An 18,819-nucleotide genomic window follows, 5' to 3' on the forward strand; every position below is an offset into this window, starting at 1 on the left:
TTTGCTTATAATCAAAGCGAAACAGCTTTTTGAAAGCGTTATCTATTTCTTTTTTTATGGAAAAGACAGTACGCATAGATCTACTTGTAAGATAAGTAGATAACATGAACTTATGGGGAATTTGAGCGTTTTAAACGCTTCATTGAGTAAGCAGACGTACTTGCAAGATTAGGACAAGGGGGATATGGGGATATGATGAATAATTTAATACGCACATTAATGGTACAAACACCGACTGTACCGGGAAACTTAGGAAGAGTAGCAACAGCTATTGGAAATGTTGGAGGGGACATTGGCGAGGTTGAAACCGTTAAAGTAGGACATAACTACACCATGAGAAGCATTACGGTTCAAGTAGAAAGTGAAGACCAGCTTGAGGAATTGCTTGAAGCGGTTCGCAGTTTAGAAGGCATTACTTTACATACAGTATCAGATGAAGTTCTTCATGCGCATGAAGGCGGTAAAATTCAAATGAAAAGCAAAATGAAAATTGAGTCGATCGCTGACTTAAGAAGAGTATATACACCAGGTGTAGCAAACGTTTGCCGTGCTATTCAAGAACAGCCCGACAAAGCTAAAATTTATACGAGCATTGGAAACACGGTTGCGATTGTAACGGATGGCACCGCTATATTAGGGTTAGGAAATATTGGTCCAGTTGCAGGAATGCCCGTTATGGAAGGAAAAGCTGCGTTATTTGATCAGCTTGCCAATGTAAACGCTATCCCCATTTTGTTGAATGTAAATGAGCCGGAAGAAATCATTCAAACGGTTAAAAATATTTCACCGGGATTTGGCGGAATTTTACTAGAAGATATAGGGTCGCCTCACTGCTTTGAAATTGAAGAACGTTTAAAAGAAGAGCTCGATATTCCAGTTATGCATGATGATCAACACGGAACAGCAGTTGTGACGCTAGCAGCAGCTATCTCAGCTTGTCGCAGCACAGGTGTGAATTTGAAAGAAGCAAAAGTAGGGCAGATTGGCTTAGGAGCTGCCGGTATCGCTACTTGCAGAATGTTCATGGCTTACGGTGTCAAACAGGTGATAGGAGCTGATAAGTCTCCTGAAGCGAATGAGCGCTTAGTCAGCTATGGTGGAAAAGTAGCGGATTCATTAGAAGAGCTTATGGAGAACTGTGATATTGTTATCGCAACAACAGGTGTACCTGGCTTAATACAAAAAGAATGGATCCGAAAAGGGCAAATCATTCTAGCACTTTCTAATCCAAAGCCAGAAATTGAACCTGAAGATGCTCTTGAAGCAGGAGCTATTTACGCTACTGACGGAAGGTCAGTGAATAATGTACTTGGCTTCCCAGGTATTTTCAGAGGAGTGTTAAATGCGGGTGTGCGCGATATTACGCATACGATGCTTGTAGCTGCAGCTGAAGCCATTGCGAATTCAACGCGTCCAGGCGATTTAGTTCCTCACCCTCTTAATCTAGCTGTACATGAAGCAGTATCTGAAGCAGTTGAAAGAGCGGCTGTTGTACACGGAGAGAAAGACGGCGTTTATCGATAACAAACAAGGCTGCCTATTTCGAGGCAGCCTTGTTTGTTTTTATCAAAAAATAATAAGAAAATAGCAAACTATGAAACTTTTTTCCTTTTTTAACGTAATATAGTAATAGAAATAGTAAAAAAGGTAGAGAAAGGAGTTTTTATGGAGTTTGAACATTTAAAAGGCAAATTGCCCCTCGAGGCTAAAAAAGCAATGCGCTGGCAATCCATTTTTACGCATAGCCTGTGGCTTCTTGCAACAGCGGGTTATTTTCTACTCGTTCATTTTTTTGATTGGTGGTCAATTATTGGATGGATATCAGCTGGACTATTAGTCGTGAGCTTTATCATATATACAATTATAGCTCCAAATGTATATATGAATGTATATTCATATGAAGTTACAGATACTCAAATTGATGTACAAAGAGGGCTATTCGTCTGGTATCATACGAAAATTCCGCTTGTGAAAGTGCAGCACGTTGAAACGTTGACAGGGCCGATTTTTCGAAAATTTGACTTGGCATCTGTTAAAATCATCACAGCAGCCGGAAGCGTGGAAATTCCTGCACTTGTACAAAGAGATGCTGAAGCACTGCGAGAGTATATTGCTAGACTAGCAGAGGTAGATGATGAAGATGAGTAAGCGGCTGCATCCGCTATATATTGCAATAGCATTTATTGAACATATAAAAAATAATATCCTGCCTTTTGTGTTTATATTTATCGTCAATCGGCATCTGTTGTTTACATATTGGTGGGCAACGCTATTAGCGGGAGGCGTAGTCGCTTTATTTGCTTTTTTTACTTGGAAGGAATTTCGTTATGAAGTAACGGAAACGGAAGTGCGTCTTTATAAAGGGGTCTTTAAAAAAGAAAAACGATTTATTCAACGAAATCGCATCCAATCGATTCAGTTAGATCAGCCATTTATTTTTAGAATTCTTCGCTTAGCCCGGCTTCGTATTGACACGGCCAGCAGCGGTACGGATGCTGAAATTGATTTATCTGGTATTTCACTAAAAGAAGCGCACCATCTTAAAGATACGTTAAAGCTGTCAGGAAGTCAGCCGGAAATAAGGGAAAAAAGTCCTGAACGTACGATGAAAGTGTCGGTGAAACAGCTGGCGTTAGCTGCTGCGTTTTCCGGGAATTTTGGCTATATATTTGCTGCTCTTGGTTTTCTCTATCAGTATATTGATACGTATATCAACCGCTGGGTAAAGACAGCTTACGAAGAAGTGATTCATCAATCGATGCTTGGTTTATTTGTATTAGTGGCTGTAATTGTGGTGCTTGCTTATTTGCTGTCTATCGTTTTATATGTAATACGATTTGGCGGTTTTACAGTAGAACGCTACGATCATTATCTACATATTAAATACGGATTGTTAAATAAGAAATCCCTTACGATTCCTTTTCATAAAATACAGGCTGTTACGATAGAGGAAGGGTTGGTTCGACGCTTATTTGGATGGTCTTCCGTTTCGTTAAACGTCGTAACCTCTGATTTAAAAGAAAAGGTCTATTTGCACCCGTTTATCCAGAAAAAAGAGATTGCAGCGTTAATGAACGTATATGTGCCGCACTATGAATATGTAAAGTGTCCAAGAAATACAGCGATTCAATATGCGTGGTATCCATTACTATTACCGATCTTGTTATTTGCAGCAGCAGGAATTGGCATCAGCTTTTGGAAATCAATGTTTGTGTGGATTATTGCTGTGCTGTGCCTTGCATATGTACTTATTCACTGGTTAGGCTATCGCCAAGGTGGCTTGATGATGAACGATGTATTTGTCAGTATTCGATCGCAGTTTTTAACACGAAAAACAACGATTATTAGAAGGAAGAAAATAGAAGAAATTGAGGTGTTTGCAGGCACCTTTTTATGGAAAAAAGGATACAGGAAAATAAAAATTTCAACTATGGGTACAAGCGGCAGCTATAAGTCAGGATATTTTCCATTTGAGATTTGGCATCCTATCTTTCTGCAAGCTACTTCTTCTAAAAAGGCATGAAGAACATCATTGTTCTTCATGCCTTTTGACGTTATCTATTCATTAAATTTTTTCCTTGCTCGTAATAGCTATTCATTACCTCAACTGGCACCATACTCCCTCCAGTTGACCATACAAGGTGAGTAGCTTTTGACATATCGTTTTCTAGTGCTTGCGCTTGTATATAGGAAGACCCGCTTTCCATCAGGTGAAGAGGTCCTTGTAAACTAGCCGCTGCTGAAGGTTCTATATACATATTTTCACGATTGGCTAGCTCATAAATAAATCGGAAAAGCTGATCATCTTCTACAGTATAAATTCCACTAATAAGCGATTTTATCGTTTCGCCTACAAAGCCAGATGGCCTTCCTACAGCTAGTCCATCGGCAGCTGTTACGTTATCAAGTCCAATATCGGTAACGGAAATGCCATCATGCAGCTCGGTCATTAATCCAAGCAGCATGCAAGGAGAATGAGTAGGTTCAGCAAAAAAGCAGTGAACGTGATCACCGTATATTGCTTTTAATCCAAACGTAATACCGCCAGGCCCTCCGCCTACTCCGCAAGGTAAATAGACAAATAAAGGGTGTTCGGCGTCTACTTGAATCCGCAGCTCCGCTAGCTGCTTTTTCAAACGTAAAGCCGCAACGGAATAACCAAGAAATAAATCTCTAGACTGCTCATCGTCGATAAAATGACAGGCGGGGTCTGCTTCGGCTTGCTTTCGTCCTTCTTCCACGGCTTTTCCGTAGTCAGACTGATATTCAATAACGGTTACACCTTTAGAACGAAGCAGATCTTTTTTCCATTTCTTCGCATCGGCTGACATATGGACGGTGACGTTAAAGCCGAGAGTAGCGCTCATAATACCAATGCTTAAACCTAAATTACCGGTAGATCCTACTGCAATAGAATAAGAAGAAAATAACTTTTTACATCGTTCTTCAGCTAGAAGAGCGTAGCTGCTTTCCTTGGTAAGAAGCCCTTCTTTGATAGCAAGACTTTCAGCAAACTTTAATACTTCATAAATGCCGCCTCTTGCTTTAATAGAACCTGATATGGGAAGATCATGATCGCATTTCATCAATAATTTTCCTTGAAGCTTATTATTCATTTGTTGATTTAAATAGTCTTTCATGTATGCAATTTCTTGAAGAGGTGATTCAATGATTCCTTTTGATGCTTTCAGCTCCGGAAAAGCGATTTGAAGAAAAGAAGAAAAGCGAGAAAGTCGTTCTTTTGCATCTTTTATGTCTTTGGTATGTAAAGAAAGAGAAGAAAGTGCTTCTTGAGCAGGTTTTATATAAGGATTTATCCAAAGTGTTTCCTGTTTATTGATTAAAGGTGTTAATAAAGGATATTCATGCATCCATGTAGCAAGGGGTTTTTGGTGAAATAAATGTGTTGTCATAAAGACTCCTTTCGCAATATGTTATTTCCTTTATATGTATAGTATCAAGAATAGAAGAAGTTGAAAACGAAAATATCAAAAAGCAGAAAGCGCATTTTAACCACCTCTTGTATACTAATAAAGATAATCTATACAACTGCATAGAAAAAAAGGAGAGGAATTCATGGCATTTTCAGGCGATGATAGCAGATGTCCTATCTGCGGAGAGAAAAATAATTGTGCTTCTGTAAAAGGTAGAGAAATAGAAAAGTGTTGGTGCATGCAGAAAGTTTTTACCCCTGATCTGTTTGAACAAATTCCTTTAGAAAGCAGAGGAAAAGCGTGTGTATGTGTAAAATGCGTTGGGAGACAGAAGAAAGAAGGTGAGGATTAACTTGAAAAAAGGAATTATTTCATACGGTGAGGCGTTTATTGATTATATTGCTAAAAACGAATTTAACACCAGCTTTGACCCTTTTTTAGGAGGCACAACCGTTAATGTAGCAGTCGGAGTTCAGAAGTTAGGAGCAAAAGCATATTATATCTGCAAGTTAGGCAGTGATGAAACAAGTGATTTCGTAAGAAAGAATCTTTTAATGGAAGGAGTGGATCAAAGCGGCTGTGTAATATCGGAGATTAAAAAAGTTTGTGAAGTGTATGTACATAAAAGTAAAGAAGAAGATCGTTACTTCCATTCCTACATAGATTCTACACCTCATGAGCAAGTGTATAAACATGAGCTGAAGGAAGCTTTATTTGAGCAGGCAGCGATTTTTTATTTTGGATCAGGTACGTTGTTTCATCCGATTTCCCAAGAAACTACAAAAGAAGCTGTGAAGTTCGCAAAAAAACATCGTATGCTTGTAGCGTTTGATCCAAATATTCGAATGAAAAGATGGGAAAGTGAAGCAGCATGTAGAAATACCGTAACACCGTTTTTGTACGAAACAGATATTTTGAAAATTTCTCAAGATGAGCTGCTATTTTTGATGAATTCAACAGATCTGACAGAAAGTCTAGAAAAACTGAGAGCGTATCATATTCCGTACGTATGGGTCACGCAAGGAGAAAATGGTGCAGTAGCCGTTACTGCAAATCAAATGCTTCATGTGAGTGCAAAAAAAGTGCAGGCGATAGATACAACAGGAGCGGGTGACGCGTTTATGGCAGGAATTCTCTGGTGTATTCATGAAAAAGGTTTGCCTGAAAGTGAGGAAGCATGTAAGCGGTACACAATGTTTGCCAACGCGTTAGGTGGAGCAGTTTCGGCGAGATACGGAGGAATGATTTCGCTTAAAGCAAAAGATGTATCTAATATAAAAGCAGGTAGCTGATAGCTACCTGCTTTTGAGCATTTATTATTTAAAAAATGACAGTATAATCATAAGGGCAAAAATAATCGTAAGATGGTTCAATGAGAACACAAACATTAAAGTAGCCCATTTTGTATCTTCTAATTTTTTAAATCCAACAATCCCAAGAAGCATCCACACTAGTGTTAAACCGAACATTGTAAATGCGATAATTTTACTAAACGATAAAAATAAGAAAGATGCCGCTAGCAAAATAACTAGGTATACAAGCGTTTGGACTTTGGAACGACGGATACCTTTTACTACAGGAAGCATTGGTACACCTGCGGCTTTATATTCCTCAAGTCTTCTAATCGCAATAGCGTAGAAGTGAGGAGGCTGCCATAAAAACATAAATACAAACAATCCAATTGCTACCGGATGGAATAAGTCTGGTGAAATAGCGGCCCATCCAATGATTGGAGGCATAGCTCCAGAAATACTTCCGACTTCGGTATTATAAATGGTTGTACGTTTTGTAAGCATAGTATAAGGCACTACATAAAAGAAAAATCCTAAAATACCCATAATGGCGGCCATGTTAGAAACTAAAAATAAAATACCTACACCAATAACAAATAAAGCCAGTCCTAACCATAGAGCAAATTTAGGGTTGACCGCTCCTGTTACCGTCGGTCTGTCTTTTGTACGTTTCATGATCGCATCGATATCACGGTCATAGAAGTTATTAACTGCCCCAGCTCCTCCTACGACAAAGGATGTCCCAATTAAAGCCAAAATAATGATAGGAATTTGTGTCACAAAGCTTAAGTCGTTAACAGCAATTGCGAGACAAAGCCCAGCAACCATTCCTAGTGAGTTCGATTTAATAATCCCAGTTTTTATAATAGCACTGATTACTTCCCGGGAAAAATACTGATTGATAGGAAGTGATTCCTTTGTGATAACTTCGGTATTTTTCACAGCAATTCTCCTTTTTGAGCTTATTCTTACATGAATAAACCTAATCTTTATTAATCAACTAAACTATTTTAACAAAAAAATATCGTAATTACATCAAGGTTGCTCGTAAAATTTGTTAACATTCCTTGAACTTTTTAAAAAAACAAAGAAAAATGTCGAATTCCCAATTAAAAATAAGTACATCCTTTATTATAAGATAAAAATGGAATGCTTAAAAATGAAAATTTTGACTATCTGGTGAACTTTTAACGAGCAAGAAACTCGAACTTAATCGTACCATATTTATTGGTAATTGCAATCACATAGTATGTGATGAAAGAAAAGATGTGGTACATTAAAGAAAGAACTAATAAGTTTGTTTACTATGTCTTATTCACAAGGAGGATATATGATGCCAGATAAATATGCTAGCTTCTCTGAACTTGCCTCTTATGAAGTATACAACCAAGACTACAAAATTCAATTTGAAATCAGACCTTCTAACATTATTATGCTCGCGATACACGGCGGAGGTATCGAAACGGGAACATCCGAACTTGCTGTTGGACTAGCAGGAAACGAATACTCGTACTATATATTTGAAGGGTTAAAGAAATCAGGAAATGCCGACCTTCATATCACATCCACTCATTTTGATGAACCTCATGCGCTAACTATTATATCGAAAGAAGACTATGCAGTATCTTTTCATGGATACAATGATAAAAGTGAAAAACACACTAAAATCGGTGGTGCTGACAAAGCGTTAAGGTCCAAAGTACGTGAAGCGCTTGTTTCCAAAGGCTTTAGTACAGAAATTTTATCAGATCAAGATCCTTTTTCCGGTACAAGCCCTAGAAATATAACCAATAAAACAGCTAGGCGGATGGGTGTGCAAATTGAGATAAGTAAAGCGCAAAGAGAAGCTTTTTTTGCAACTAACACGAGAAATGAACGTAAAAATTCTAAAACCCAGGAATTTTTTGAGTATATATCAGCTATTAGAAGTGCATTTCCTCTTAGATAAATCAGATACGTTTAGTATTTATTAAACAGGTTAGATTTATTACGGACATGTTTGTGGTATACATATAGTAACTACATAAACTGGAGGAGATAATCATGAAAAATTTTGACCAAGAAGATACCCTAGAAAGACTTAAAGCCTCTTATCGATATTTAAAAAGCATAGATATACCAGAAATCAGCACATTAGATGATCAAAAACGAGCGGAAGCTGTGCATTTAATCGAAGAGATTGGTCTTAAAATATCAGAAATGCGTGTGAAAGTAGAGTGAGAAAAAAGAGAAAGAGGGACATCTGTCCTTCTTTCTCTTTTTCAACAACTATAAACAGGAGATTGGCCATGAATGAGCAATACTATGACGCTTTATTAAATATAAAAACAACGGGAGAACAAAAGGGATTTAATGATTCATTCCATTACCACCGTTATGAACCCACGCCTTATAGTGCATTAGAAACACTTTTCACTCAGTATGAGCTAACAAGCAGCGATAGAATTGTCGACTTCGGGTGTGGGAAAGGGAGGCTGAATTTTTATGTGAACTACCTATGTAATGCCACCGCTGTAGGGATAGAAATGAATGAGCACTTTTATGAGCAGGCCATAGATAATCAGAGGCGCTATTTAAAAAAAGCCAAGGGTCGAAAACGTCATATTCATTTTCAGTGTTGTTTAGCCCAGGAATATAAGATTCATCCACTAGACAACTGCTTTTATTTTTTTAACCCTTTTTCAGTTCAAATTTTTATCCAAGTAGTGAACAATATTTTGCTTTCGTGGGAAGAGAATAAGCGCGAGATTGATTTGATTTTGTATTATAGTTCGGAGGATTATCTTCATCATCTCGAAAAACACCCTTCTTTCATTTTGAAAGAAGAGGTAATGCTGCCAGAGTTGGATCGTAAAAATCCATATGAACGGTTTTTGATTTATAAAGTCGCTTATTAAGACGACCTATTTACTATTTTATAAAGCTGTACCGTCGCCGCGTCGCCGGTTCTATTTAACAAATCAGCAGGGGCTAGAAAAAGACCTGCTGATTGTATTTATAACTTTTTAGAAATTAAAGCATAACACTTTATTATGTAAGCGCTTTCTGTTATAATGAAACTAGGTTGGATAGCATGCGTGGCTATCGGTGTACTCAGCGCAGGCGGGGCTAGTACAGAAAGAGAAGGCTACATACAAGTTAATAAACATTTAGTGGATAGAAAAAAGAAGTCTCAAAAACAAATTTATTAATTTGTATGCTAAATCGTAAATTAACAAAAACGGCATTTATGATAAGGTTTTAGAGAAAAGAACCCAGTATATACTGTATAAGCAATTTTTTTACTCTAAAAAAGGGTAAAGAAATTGCTTATTTATTTTTAAATAAGTGTACAGCTGTTCAGATTTGTTTTGAGATATCTAGCGTTAGTGTATAATAGTAACAAGTACGAAAAGTTGACATTGTTAATTGATTAAAGGGGATTTAAAAATGAGTGAACTAAAAATAGATGATGTAGCGAAGCAAAGCGGTTTAACAAAACGTACGATTCGTTATTATGAACAAATTGGACTGATGCCAGCACCTCCAAGAAGTGAAGGTGGATTTCGTCTGTACACTGAAGAACATGTAGAATTCTTAAAGAAAATTACGAATGCCAAAGAAGTCATGGGTTTTTCACTTCAGGAATTACAGGAATTTCTTGCTTTAAGTGATACTCTTGAAATACAAAAGATGGATTATAGGCAAGTGAAAGGAACAAGTCAACAAAAAGAAAAGTTAGAGCAAGTGTTACATACGGTAGAAGAGCAGCTCAAGCTGATTGAACAGAAAAAGAAAAATATCTTAAAAGTAGAGTCTGACCTTCTGTCACTGAGAGATCGTGCTAAGACTGCAATTGTAAAATTTGAGCAGGAAGAATCATAAAAAGCAGGCGCATTCACCAGAAGAGTGCGTCTGCTTTTATGGTTTTTATAGGGCATTCATTTAGGATTGTGAAGTGTTTTCTTCTAGCTGTACCCCTAAAAGAAGTAGAATAGCCTGTATCCCATCGGCTTTTCCACTGTGAAAGCTTCTTGTTTCAGCATCCAAAGCTTCATTTACAGATTCCATCATATTTGATTCGTATAAGTCTAAAATCAATTGTTTTCCTTCGGGACTCAAATGCAGCTGCCCGCGTTCCTTCATTTTAAACTTCAACTTCTTCAACTCCCTTTCCCATAATACTATCAGTATACAAAATTAATAACATTTACGTAAACGTTATTTTTGTATATGCACAGAAGAACGTATTGAGTATAGGTACTAAGTGAAGTCAGAGATACTGATTATCCTTTGCTTGTTTTAATGTTTGTCAGCTTATAGCCGCAAGCTGAGCATGTATAGATAACGTTTTGATTGGATTGAGCAGTTAAAACGGTAGCAAGCTCTTTTTGAGAATGACAGTTAGGACAAATAACAACAGGGGATTTCATGTGATTTTCTCCTTTTCTTTTTCATAGTCAAATTTTATTTTATGTAAAGTTTAATCAAATATCCTTTGTGCTATCAAAAACGACGGAAGACATGTAAAAAGCATTCTCGCTCAAAAGAAACGGGAATGCTTAAGGTGAGTTTAAAATCCGTCCTGGCTTGCTGTAAATGGAATGTTAAGTCTTCTTTCTACATTGCGTAAGCGCTGATTTAATCTGTTTATACGGTCAGTATGTCGCTCCACAACGCGATTTAAACGAGTAATTTCTCTGACTTGCTCCTCATTTTGTCTCTCAAGGGCACGTATTCTTCGTTCAAATCCTCCAAGATTTTGAAGCTGCTGTCTTTCATCGTATTCTTCATGCTGTGGTACGTAAGGGGGATAGTATTGTTGAACTGAGTAATCAACTTGCTGAGGAATATATCCAGAGTTGAAATAATAAGGGTTCATTAGGGCACCGCTCCTTTTAAATAGTAAATTCAAATTAAACACGATATAACGTATGCGAAGATAAGAAAAATGCTATAGGCACATACCTAAAGACATTCTGTATTTAAAAAGGAAAGTATTTTTAAAAGCGAAAAGGAGATAGCTGCCTCTTTCTTGAATATGCAAAATAGAAAAGCTTCTTTTTTAGACACTTTATTTAAGAAAGAGGGAAAGTGACCGATGGCTCAAGGGAAACAAAAACCAGCACCTAAAATAGAAGAATCAAAAGCTCCGCCTGCAAAGAAACAAAAGTCGAAGAGCCGCAGCACCAAAAAAGCGCAGCCTTCTATATCGCCCTGGGTAAAAGCTGCTTCCGTTTTATCTAACATTGATTTCATTCGTTTGTTTCGAGTGCTGTTTCTTGCTTTGGTGGTTGGCTTTATTGTGTATCAATATATTTTACTTACAAAAGGGATCTTCATCAAAACATACGTAGAGCTTTGGCATCATCACAAAATGATCTTGCTAGCTGGAGCTGCATTTATTATCTATACTTCTTTCATCTTTTACCTTGGCTACCGCACCGCTAAAAAGCGCTAGAACTATTCTAAACGGCGAATATCATCCATTCTTTAAGCAAACCTTATATGTATATCAGCATAGAGGGGGTAAGAAACGTGGACAAGCAGCGAGCAAAACAAATTGCTGATTCACCCGTTATGGCTAACGTTACGTATAACGATACGGCCGTTTATATTCAACATGTAAGCGAAGAAAATGATACGGTAAGAATTTATCCGCTAGGTCAGCCGGAGAATGAACAAAATGTTTCCGTGAGCCAATTAGTAGAGAATTAAGGTGGATAAATAGAGCTGATTTTTTAGTTAAATAAAAGCCAGAGAGCTATGTTATACTCTCTGGCTTTTATTTATTCTTCCCATTTCTTACTGCTGATTTTCTCAATAATTCCGTGCAAATCATCCGGCTTATGAAACTCAATCGGAGACGCGCCTTTTTCAAACAGAATCGATTCTGCTTCAATTAACGCCACGTAGCGTCCGTTTACTTTCGCCAAGTGAATATTCTCCCCAAAATCAGCTAACAGTCCTTTAATCTCTGTTTCGCCAAGCTTCATTTTAAGCTCCGCATCAGGCGTATGCTCGACGATATGAGCAGCAGCTTCCATGACTTGGTGGGTATCCAAACGTTCTTGAAGCTCACGCTTTTCACTTGTTGCCCACAGTTCCATGTCTGACTCAAACTGTTCAAGCTCTACGCTTTCTGCTTCAAACGTTTCGCTGACGTGTTCACGCACCATATCCATCACTTGTGTTTTCATAATCTCAGGCATCGGCTCGTTATAGTCAATGAATTTCAAGAAGTCTTCAAAGTAACGGGCGTGAGACGCTTGGTGAATGACGAGTTCGCTTTCTTCCACCATGCCTTCTTCAGGCATGTATGGATATTGAATGGATTTCATGTTTTTAGTAGTAATAGCCATCTCTACGTGGCGAATAAGGGTTGATTCATCTGAAATTGAAGCCACTTTTGGTTCGAAGTCACATTTTAAAATAAACACAAAAGCATGATCAAAATATTTTCTTGGAACAGCAGATACAACTAAAAATGCTCCTCCTCGAACCGCTGCAGTATCAAGGTATGCATTGATAAACTGCTCGCTATTTTCTTCAAATTCTTCTTTGGTTGTGGCAAAACGAGTGCGGTGAAATAAATTATAATTAGGGTTTGAGTCGAGAGCGTGTCCTGGTTCAACTATAAAATACCCGAGCTTTGTAGGCACTTGTTCTGCTTTAGGGTGTCGCTCTACTTTGCGCTTTACAATCTTTTTAAATTCACCGTCTAAAAAATCTTTAATGGAACTTTCTTCATATTCTTCTGTATCAAGCGTTTGAAAATGCTTATATTGTTTAGAAGCCTGTTCTTCTTTTCCTTCTACTTGTATTACGTAAAATGATAAAAAATTAATTTTAAAATCCATAGCAGTCACCTTGTTTCTTTTTAGTCAGTTACTTCAGTATAAGAAAGAGTCCGGTAAGCGTCAATGCCTGTTAGCTTTAGGGAAAAAGAAGATCTGTTTATAGAATTGATCAGCTGAGAAATAGTGTGTAAAGCAAAGAATAAGAGAGGCAGGGGGCCTCTATTATTTATACTGCTCCAACCGTTCAAAAAAGGTTTTGACAAACTTATAAAAAATTTTATCAGAAGGTGCTAAATCACGATTTCTAGGAATAATCATCCCGACTGTACGCTGAAGCTGCGGCGTATGAATAGGAAGTTTAGTCGTAAAACGAGGAGTCGTTTCAGACACTGTGCTTTCAGGAAGAAGAGTGACGCCAATTCCTGCGGATACAAGGCCTTTAATCGCATCTAAATCTTCTCCTTCAGATGAAATATTGGGCATGAATCCTGCTTGTTTGCAAGCGTCAAAGGCCATTTTATGTAAAATGAATCCTTTTGGAAATAGCACAAAATCTTCATTTCTTAAATCCCGCAGCCGAATGTTATCCCGTTCAGCGAGCGGATGATGAGAAGGAACAAGGGCTAAAAGATTTTCAGTGAATAGAATATGCCCTTCTATACTCTGATCCTCTACAGGTACAGGGCCTAAAAAAGCGATATTAATATCTCTTTTTTTAACCGATTCAATTAAAAATTTGTACGAACCTTGTCTAAGATGAAAAGCAACATTTGGGTGTTCTTCTTTAAAGGCTGATATAATAGTAGGAAGAAGGTGACTAGCAAGACTTGTTGGAAATCCGATTTTAATCGTTCCTCTTTCGGGATCCAAGTATTCATCGATTTGCTCTTTCGCATAGTCAATCGCTTTCATAGCCGTCTCGGTATGCTCGAGAAAGACTTTTCCTATTGCTGTTAACTTGACATTTCGTCCTTCGCGTTTGAATAAACTAACACCTAGCTCAGACTCCAGGTTCGCGATTTGACGGCTGATTGCTGATTGAGCTACATGCAGATATTCCGCCGCCTCAGATACGTGTTCTCTTTTTGCAACTTCCATAAAATAGCGTAATTGACGCAGTTCCATAGGCATCCTCCATCTATATATATCAAAATTAGATTAGTTTTATCTAAATTATATATTGTTTATATTGATTTGAAAACTTACAATGTAAACAGGTGATCTTAAAAAGATAAAGAAAACGAACGGGGGAGAAGAAGATGACATACAATCAAATGCCGAAAGCTCAAGGTCTCTACCGTCCTGAATTTGAGCACGATGCATGTGGAATCGGACTATACGCTCAATTAAAAGGCGTAGCGTCACATGATATCGTTAAAAAAGGACTAAATATGCTTTGCCAGCTTGACCATCGAGGCGGACAGGGAAGCGATCCGCTAACAGGAGATGGAGCTGGATTAATGGTACAAATTCCACACGCGTTCTTTAAAAAGACATGCGTTGAACTGAACTTGCCAGAAAAAGGTCGTTATGGAGTTGGAATGATCTTTTTCTCAAATAATGAAGACGAGCGTCGAGAAATTGAAGCTTATATTAATAAATTAATTGAAGAAGAGGGACAAACGTTATTAGGTTGGAGAACTGTACCTGTAAATGTCGGAAAAATCGGAAAAGTTGCAAAAGAAAGCTGTCCGTATGTACGACAAGTATTTATTGGAGCGAACGACAGTATTCAAGATGACTTAGCGTTTGAGCGTAAACTATATGTTATTCGCAAGCAAGCAGAAAATTGGGCGCAGGCGCGTCAAAACCGTTTTTATTTTACGAGTCTTTCAAGTAGAACAATTGTGTACAAAGGGTTATTAACGCCTGAACAAGTTGATGCTTTTTATCTTGACCTACAAGATGAAGACTTTACTTCAGCGTTTGCTTTAGTGCATTCTCGCTTTAGCACAAACACGTTCCCAAGCTGGGAAAGAGCACATCCAAACCGTTATTTAATTCACAACGGTGAAATCAATACGCTTCGCGGTAATCAAAACTGGATGAGAGCGCGCGAACAGCAGTTTGTTTCGGACGCATTTGGTAAGGATTTACCGAAGGTTCTTCCAATTTTAGATGCTGAAGGAAGCGACTCATCCATGTTAGATAATGCGCTGGAGTTCTTTGTATTGGCCGGCCGCAAGCCAGCGCATGCAGCGATGATGCTTATTCCAGAGCCTTGGTCTGAGAATCCGCACATGTCAAAAGAAAAACGTGCTTTCTATGAGTATCATAGCGCATTAATGGAGCCATGGGATGGTCCGACTGCTATTTCGTTTACAGATGGAAAGCAAATCGGTGCTATTTTAGATCGTAACGGTTTACGTCCAGCTCGCTATTATGTTACAAAAGATGATTACATCATACTTTCATCAGAAGTAGGCGTCATTGATGTTGAAGATGAAAATGTATTATATAAAGATCGTTTAAGCCCAGGTAAAATGCTTCTAATCGATTTAGAGGAAGGCCGAATTATTTCAGACGAAGAAATTAAATCTGAAATGGCACAGGCTGAGCCTTATCAAGAGTGGTTAGATGAACAGCTGGTAACGTTGCCAGAAGTGCAGGAAGAAAAATCTGAATACTTCGATGATTTGGTTATTCGCCAGAAGTCATTTGGCTACACGTATGAAGATATTCATAAATATTTAGTTCCAGTTATTACAGAAGGAAAAGATCCGCTTGGTTCGATGGGTAATGATACTCCATTAGCCGTGTTGTCTGATCGTCCTCAATCGCTGTTCAATTACTTTAAGCAGCTGTTTGCTCAAGTAACGAACCCACCGATTGATGCTATTCGTGAACAGTTGGTTACATCAACAATGACATTGCTTGGTGCAGAAGGGAATTTACTGCATCCAACAAAAGAAAATATTCATCGAATTCAGCTTGAGACGCCGGTTTTAACAAACGATCAAACTGATCAGCTGAAGTCTGCTATTCATCCAGATTTCAAAAGTGCTGTTATTTCTGCTGTGTTCACAAATGATTTAAAAGCAGATCTTGATCGCGTATTTGCTGAAGCTGAATCGGCAATTAACGCAGGCGCTAGCATTCTTGTTCTGACAGACCGTGAAGCAGGAGCTCAATCTGTAGCTATTCCAGCTTTATTAGCGGTCAGCGGGCTTCACCAGCACTTAGTGCGAAAAGGAAACCGTACAAAGGCGAGCATTGTAGTGGAAACAGGAGAAGCACGTGAAGTGCACCATTTTGCAGCGCTGATTGGTTACGGCGCAGACGCAATTAATCCATATCTTACTTTTGCAACATATCAAAATGAAATTGACGCAGGTACGTTGAACGTATCGTATGACTATGCTGTTGAGAAATATGTAAAAGCTGTTACTGAAGGTGTCGTAAAAGTAATGTCTAAAATGGGTATTTCAACGGTGCAAAGTTATCGGGGCGCACAAATTTTTGAAGCAGTTGGAATCAGTGCAGAGGTTATCGAGCAATATTTTACAGGTACTGCTTCGCAGCTTGGCGGTATCGGTTTAGATGTTATTGCAAAAGAAGCGAAAACGCGTCATGACAATGCTTATGTTGAAACAATTGAGCAAACGTTAGAATCAGGAAGTGACTTCCAGTGGAGACACACGGGCGAGCATCATGCGTTTAATCCAAAAACAATTCACACGTTGCAGTGGGCTTGCCGTAAGGGAGATTACAGCTTATTTAAAAAATTCTCTGAATCGGCTAATGAAGAACGCATCGGTTTCTTGCGCAACCTATTCTCGTTTAATGAAACGCGTTCATCTATCTCCATTGATGAAGTGGAATCAGTTGATTCGATTGTAAAACGTTTTAAATCAGGTGCTATGTCGTTTGGATCTTTAAGTCAAGAAGCTCATGAAACATTAGCGATCGCGATGAACCGTTTAGGAGCACGCAGTAACAGTGGAGAAGGTGGCGAGCATCCTAGCCGCTACACTGTGGATGAAAATGGAGATAATCGCCGCAGTGCGATTAAACAGATTGCTTCTGGCCGTTTTGGAGTGAAAAGTCATTACCTTGTGAATGCGGATGAGCTTCAAATTAAAATGGCACAAGGTGCAAAACCAGGAGAAGGCGGTCAGCTTCCAGGAAACAAAGTATATCCATGGGTAGCAGATGTGCGTGGATCAACGCCAGGAGTAGGCTTAATTTCACCTCCTCCACACCACGATATTTACTCGATTGAAGATTTAGCACAGCTTATTCATGACTTAAAAAATATAAACCGTGATGCACGAATCAGCGTCAAACTCGTTTCAAAAGCAGGAGTAGGAACGATTGCTGCCGGAGTAGCAAAAGGAGTAGCGGACGTTATTGTTATTAGCGGTTACGACGGAGGTACGGGAGCATCTCCAAAAACAAGTATTAAACACACTGGACTACCGTGGGAACTTGGCTTAGCAGAAGCTCATCAAACGCTTATGTTAAACGGTCTTCGTGAAAAGGTAGTGCTTGAAACAGACGGGAAATTAATGACGGGTAAAGATGTAGTCATGGCAGCACTTTTAGGAGCAGAAGAGTTTGGTTTTGCTACGGCGCCTTTAATTGTTTTAGGCTGTATCATGATGCGTGCGTGTCACTTAGATACATGTCCAGTTGGAGTGGCAACGCAAAACCCAGAGCTTCGTAAAAAGTTCCTAGGAGAAGCGGATCACATCGTTAACTATATGAAATTTGTTGCACAAGAAGTGCGCGAAATTATGGCTGAACTTGGATTTAAAACAGTGGATGAAATGGTTGGACGTACAGACGTATTAAGCGTTAGCGAACGTGCAAAAAATCACTGGAAAGCGCAGCACTTAGACTTAACAACTCTTTTATATCAAGCTGAAGGTGTACGTACCTTTAAAACACCTCAAAACCACAAAATTGACGAATCTCTTGATATGCAAAAGATTTTGCCTGCGGTACAGCAAGCAATCGAGCATAAGTATCAAGTTGAGTTAGAACTGCCAATTTCTAATATTAACCGTGTAGCTGGAACAATTGTAGGAAGTGAAGTTACAAAACGTTACGGTGAGAAAGGTCTGCCAGAAGATACGATTACTCTTCGATTCACTGGCTCTGCAGGACAAAGTTTTGGTGCGTTTGTTCCAAAAGGAATGTCTATGTATCTAACTGGAGATGCAAATGATTATATCGGAAAAGGTTTATCAGGAGGTAAAATCATTGTTGCTCCACCTAAGGAAACAACGGCTGTGTCAGGTGAGAATGTTATCGTCGGGAACGTTGCATTTTACGGTGCAACAAGCGGTGAAGCCTATGTTAGCGGGCTAGCAGGGGAACGTTTTGCAGTTCGTAACAGCGGTGTGAACGTAGTGGTTGAAGGAATTGGCGATCATGGCTGTGAATATATGACTGGCGGACGTGTTGTCGTATTAGGCGATGTAGGTAAAAACTTTGGTGCAGGAATGTCAGGCGGTATTGCTTACGTATTTGCTGATGACCAAGAAGCATTCAAAAACCTTTGCAATAAAGACATGATTGGATTTGAGAGCTTAAAAGGCGAAGAAGCAGAAGAAGTAAAAGAGATGGTTTCAAATCATCTGAAATATACGAACAGTCATAAAGCAGCATTTGTCTTGGAAAATTGGGAACAATCACTTTCAAAATTTGTAAAAGTGATTCCGAATGATTATAAACGCATGATGAATCGCATTGAAGAGCAAAAAGCAGCTGGACTAACGGAAGAAGAAGCAGCTATGAGTGCGTTTGAGGAAAATGCAAAACAAGAAAAGAAAGCATCGGCAAAACAACAAGAAGCGGTAGCTCAGTAAG

Annotated in this window: 19 protein-coding genes; 12 read left to right on the forward strand and 7 right to left on the reverse strand. The window is 38.6% G+C overall.

What is annotated here, in order from left to right:
* The first annotated feature begins 192 nt into the window (after nucleotides 1-192).
* The 3 genes from U9R83_RS10170 to U9R83_RS10180 all read left to right on the forward strand — a co-directional run bounded on the left by U9R83_RS10170 (nucleotide 193) and on the right by U9R83_RS10180 (nucleotide 3,523).
* A complete protein-coding gene (locus tag U9R83_RS10170; RefSeq protein WP_014460373.1) occupies nucleotides 193-1,524 on the forward strand; it encodes an NAD-dependent malic enzyme in 1,332 nt (443 codons plus the stop codon).
* 141 nt (nucleotides 1,525-1,665) lie between these two features.
* Nucleotides 1,666-2,148, forward strand: a complete 483-nt coding sequence (locus U9R83_RS10175) for a PH domain-containing protein (protein WP_115653722.1) — start codon at nucleotides 1,666-1,668, stop codon at nucleotides 2,146-2,148.
* Nucleotides 2,141-3,523: a PH domain-containing protein gene (locus U9R83_RS10180; RefSeq protein ID WP_223260158.1), complete on the forward strand. Its 1,383-nt coding sequence runs from the start codon at nucleotides 2,141-2,143 to the stop codon at nucleotides 3,521-3,523. Before U9R83_RS10175 ends, U9R83_RS10180 begins: the two co-directional genes overlap by 8 nt.
* 31 nt (nucleotides 3,524-3,554) lie before the next feature.
* Here U9R83_RS10180 and U9R83_RS10185 read toward each other — a convergent pair whose 3' ends face one another.
* Nucleotides 3,555-4,913, reverse strand: coding sequence for a D-serine ammonia-lyase (locus U9R83_RS10185; RefSeq protein ID WP_116738334.1), 1,359 nt, complete (start codon nucleotides 4,911-4,913; stop codon nucleotides 3,555-3,557).
* 163 nt (nucleotides 4,914-5,076) lie between these two features.
* Between U9R83_RS10185 and U9R83_RS10190 the strand changes: the two genes are divergently transcribed.
* Nucleotides 5,077-5,286 (forward strand): cysteine-rich CWC family protein, encoded by a 210-nt coding sequence (locus U9R83_RS10190; RefSeq protein ID WP_208732393.1) that lies wholly within the window; start codon nucleotides 5,077-5,079, stop codon nucleotides 5,284-5,286.
* A gap of 1 nt (nucleotide 5,287) precedes the next feature.
* Nucleotides 5,288-6,226: a carbohydrate kinase family protein gene (locus tag U9R83_RS10195; RefSeq protein WP_208732392.1), complete on the forward strand. Its 939-nt coding sequence runs from the start codon at nucleotides 5,288-5,290 to the stop codon at nucleotides 6,224-6,226.
* Nucleotides 6,227-6,250: 24 nt separating this feature from the next.
* Here U9R83_RS10195 and cyoE read toward each other — a convergent pair whose 3' ends face one another.
* Complete coding sequence (gene cyoE / locus U9R83_RS10200; protein WP_013056789.1) at nucleotides 6,251-7,168, reverse strand: heme o synthase; 918 nt, start codon at nucleotides 7,166-7,168, stop codon at nucleotides 6,251-6,253.
* 391 nt (nucleotides 7,169-7,559) lie between these two features.
* Here cyoE and U9R83_RS10205 point away from each other — a divergent pair, with 391 nt between their 5' ends.
* The 4 genes from U9R83_RS10205 (at nucleotide 7,560) to U9R83_RS10220 (ending at nucleotide 10,090) form a co-directional block, all read left to right on the forward strand.
* Complete coding sequence (locus U9R83_RS10205) at nucleotides 7,560-8,174, forward strand: poly-gamma-glutamate hydrolase family protein (protein WP_223260157.1); 615 nt, start codon at nucleotides 7,560-7,562, stop codon at nucleotides 8,172-8,174.
* Nucleotides 8,175-8,269: 95 nt separating this feature from the next.
* Nucleotides 8,270-8,446: a hypothetical protein gene (locus U9R83_RS10210; RefSeq protein ID WP_014460365.1), complete on the forward strand. Its 177-nt coding sequence runs from the start codon at nucleotides 8,270-8,272 to the stop codon at nucleotides 8,444-8,446.
* Nucleotides 8,447-8,514: 68 nt separating this feature from the next.
* Complete coding sequence (locus U9R83_RS10215) at nucleotides 8,515-9,123, forward strand: methyltransferase (protein WP_014460364.1); 609 nt, start codon at nucleotides 8,515-8,517, stop codon at nucleotides 9,121-9,123.
* A 532-nt stretch (nucleotides 9,124-9,655) separates the two neighbouring features.
* Nucleotides 9,656-10,090 (forward strand): MerR family transcriptional regulator, encoded by a 435-nt coding sequence (locus tag U9R83_RS10220; protein ID WP_013056794.1) that lies wholly within the window; start codon nucleotides 9,656-9,658, stop codon nucleotides 10,088-10,090.
* 60 nt (nucleotides 10,091-10,150) lie between these two features.
* On the opposite strand, the gene U9R83_RS10225 is transcribed toward U9R83_RS10220, so the two are convergent.
* From U9R83_RS10225 to U9R83_RS10235, 3 genes are all read right to left on the reverse strand, one after another.
* Complete coding sequence (locus U9R83_RS10225) at nucleotides 10,151-10,363, reverse strand: hypothetical protein (protein ID WP_013056795.1); 213 nt, start codon at nucleotides 10,361-10,363, stop codon at nucleotides 10,151-10,153.
* 128 nt (nucleotides 10,364-10,491) lie between these two features.
* A complete protein-coding gene (locus U9R83_RS10230; RefSeq protein ID WP_013056796.1) occupies nucleotides 10,492-10,638 on the reverse strand; it encodes a hypothetical protein in 147 nt (48 codons plus the stop codon).
* Between the two features lie 140 nt (nucleotides 10,639-10,778).
* Complete coding sequence (locus U9R83_RS10235; protein ID WP_014460362.1) at nucleotides 10,779-11,087, reverse strand: hypothetical protein; 309 nt, start codon at nucleotides 11,085-11,087, stop codon at nucleotides 10,779-10,781.
* A 219-nt stretch (nucleotides 11,088-11,306) separates the two neighbouring features.
* Here U9R83_RS10235 and U9R83_RS10240 point away from each other — a divergent pair, with 219 nt between their 5' ends.
* Nucleotides 11,307-11,666 (forward strand): hypothetical protein, encoded by a 360-nt coding sequence (locus tag U9R83_RS10240; RefSeq protein WP_014460361.1) that lies wholly within the window; start codon nucleotides 11,307-11,309, stop codon nucleotides 11,664-11,666.
* A 77-nt stretch (nucleotides 11,667-11,743) separates the two neighbouring features.
* A complete protein-coding gene (locus U9R83_RS10245; RefSeq protein WP_013056799.1) occupies nucleotides 11,744-11,923 on the forward strand; it encodes an H-type small acid-soluble spore protein in 180 nt (59 codons plus the stop codon).
* A 71-nt stretch (nucleotides 11,924-11,994) separates the two neighbouring features.
* Here the strand turns inward: U9R83_RS10245 and U9R83_RS10250 are convergent, their stop codons facing one another.
* Together U9R83_RS10250 and U9R83_RS10255 are read right to left on the reverse strand one after the other, a co-directional pair.
* A complete protein-coding gene (locus tag U9R83_RS10250; protein WP_013056800.1) occupies nucleotides 11,995-13,065 on the reverse strand; it encodes a DUF3900 domain-containing protein in 1,071 nt (356 codons plus the stop codon).
* Nucleotides 13,066-13,227: 162 nt separating this feature from the next.
* Nucleotides 13,228-14,130, reverse strand: a complete 903-nt coding sequence (locus U9R83_RS10255) for a LysR family transcriptional regulator (RefSeq protein ID WP_013056801.1) — start codon at nucleotides 14,128-14,130, stop codon at nucleotides 13,228-13,230.
* Between the two features lie 134 nt (nucleotides 14,131-14,264).
* On the opposite strand from U9R83_RS10255, the gene gltB reads away from it, so the two are divergent.
* Nucleotides 14,265-18,818: a glutamate synthase large subunit gene (gltB, locus tag U9R83_RS10260; protein WP_217028071.1), complete on the forward strand. Its 4,554-nt coding sequence runs from the start codon at nucleotides 14,265-14,267 to the stop codon at nucleotides 18,816-18,818.
* Nucleotide 18,819: the final 1 nt, after the last annotated feature.

It is taken from the genome of Priestia sp. LL-8 (assembly GCF_036227845.1).
GTDB classification, from domain to species: domain Bacteria; phylum Bacillota; class Bacilli; order Bacillales; family Bacillaceae_H; genus Priestia; species Priestia zanthoxyli.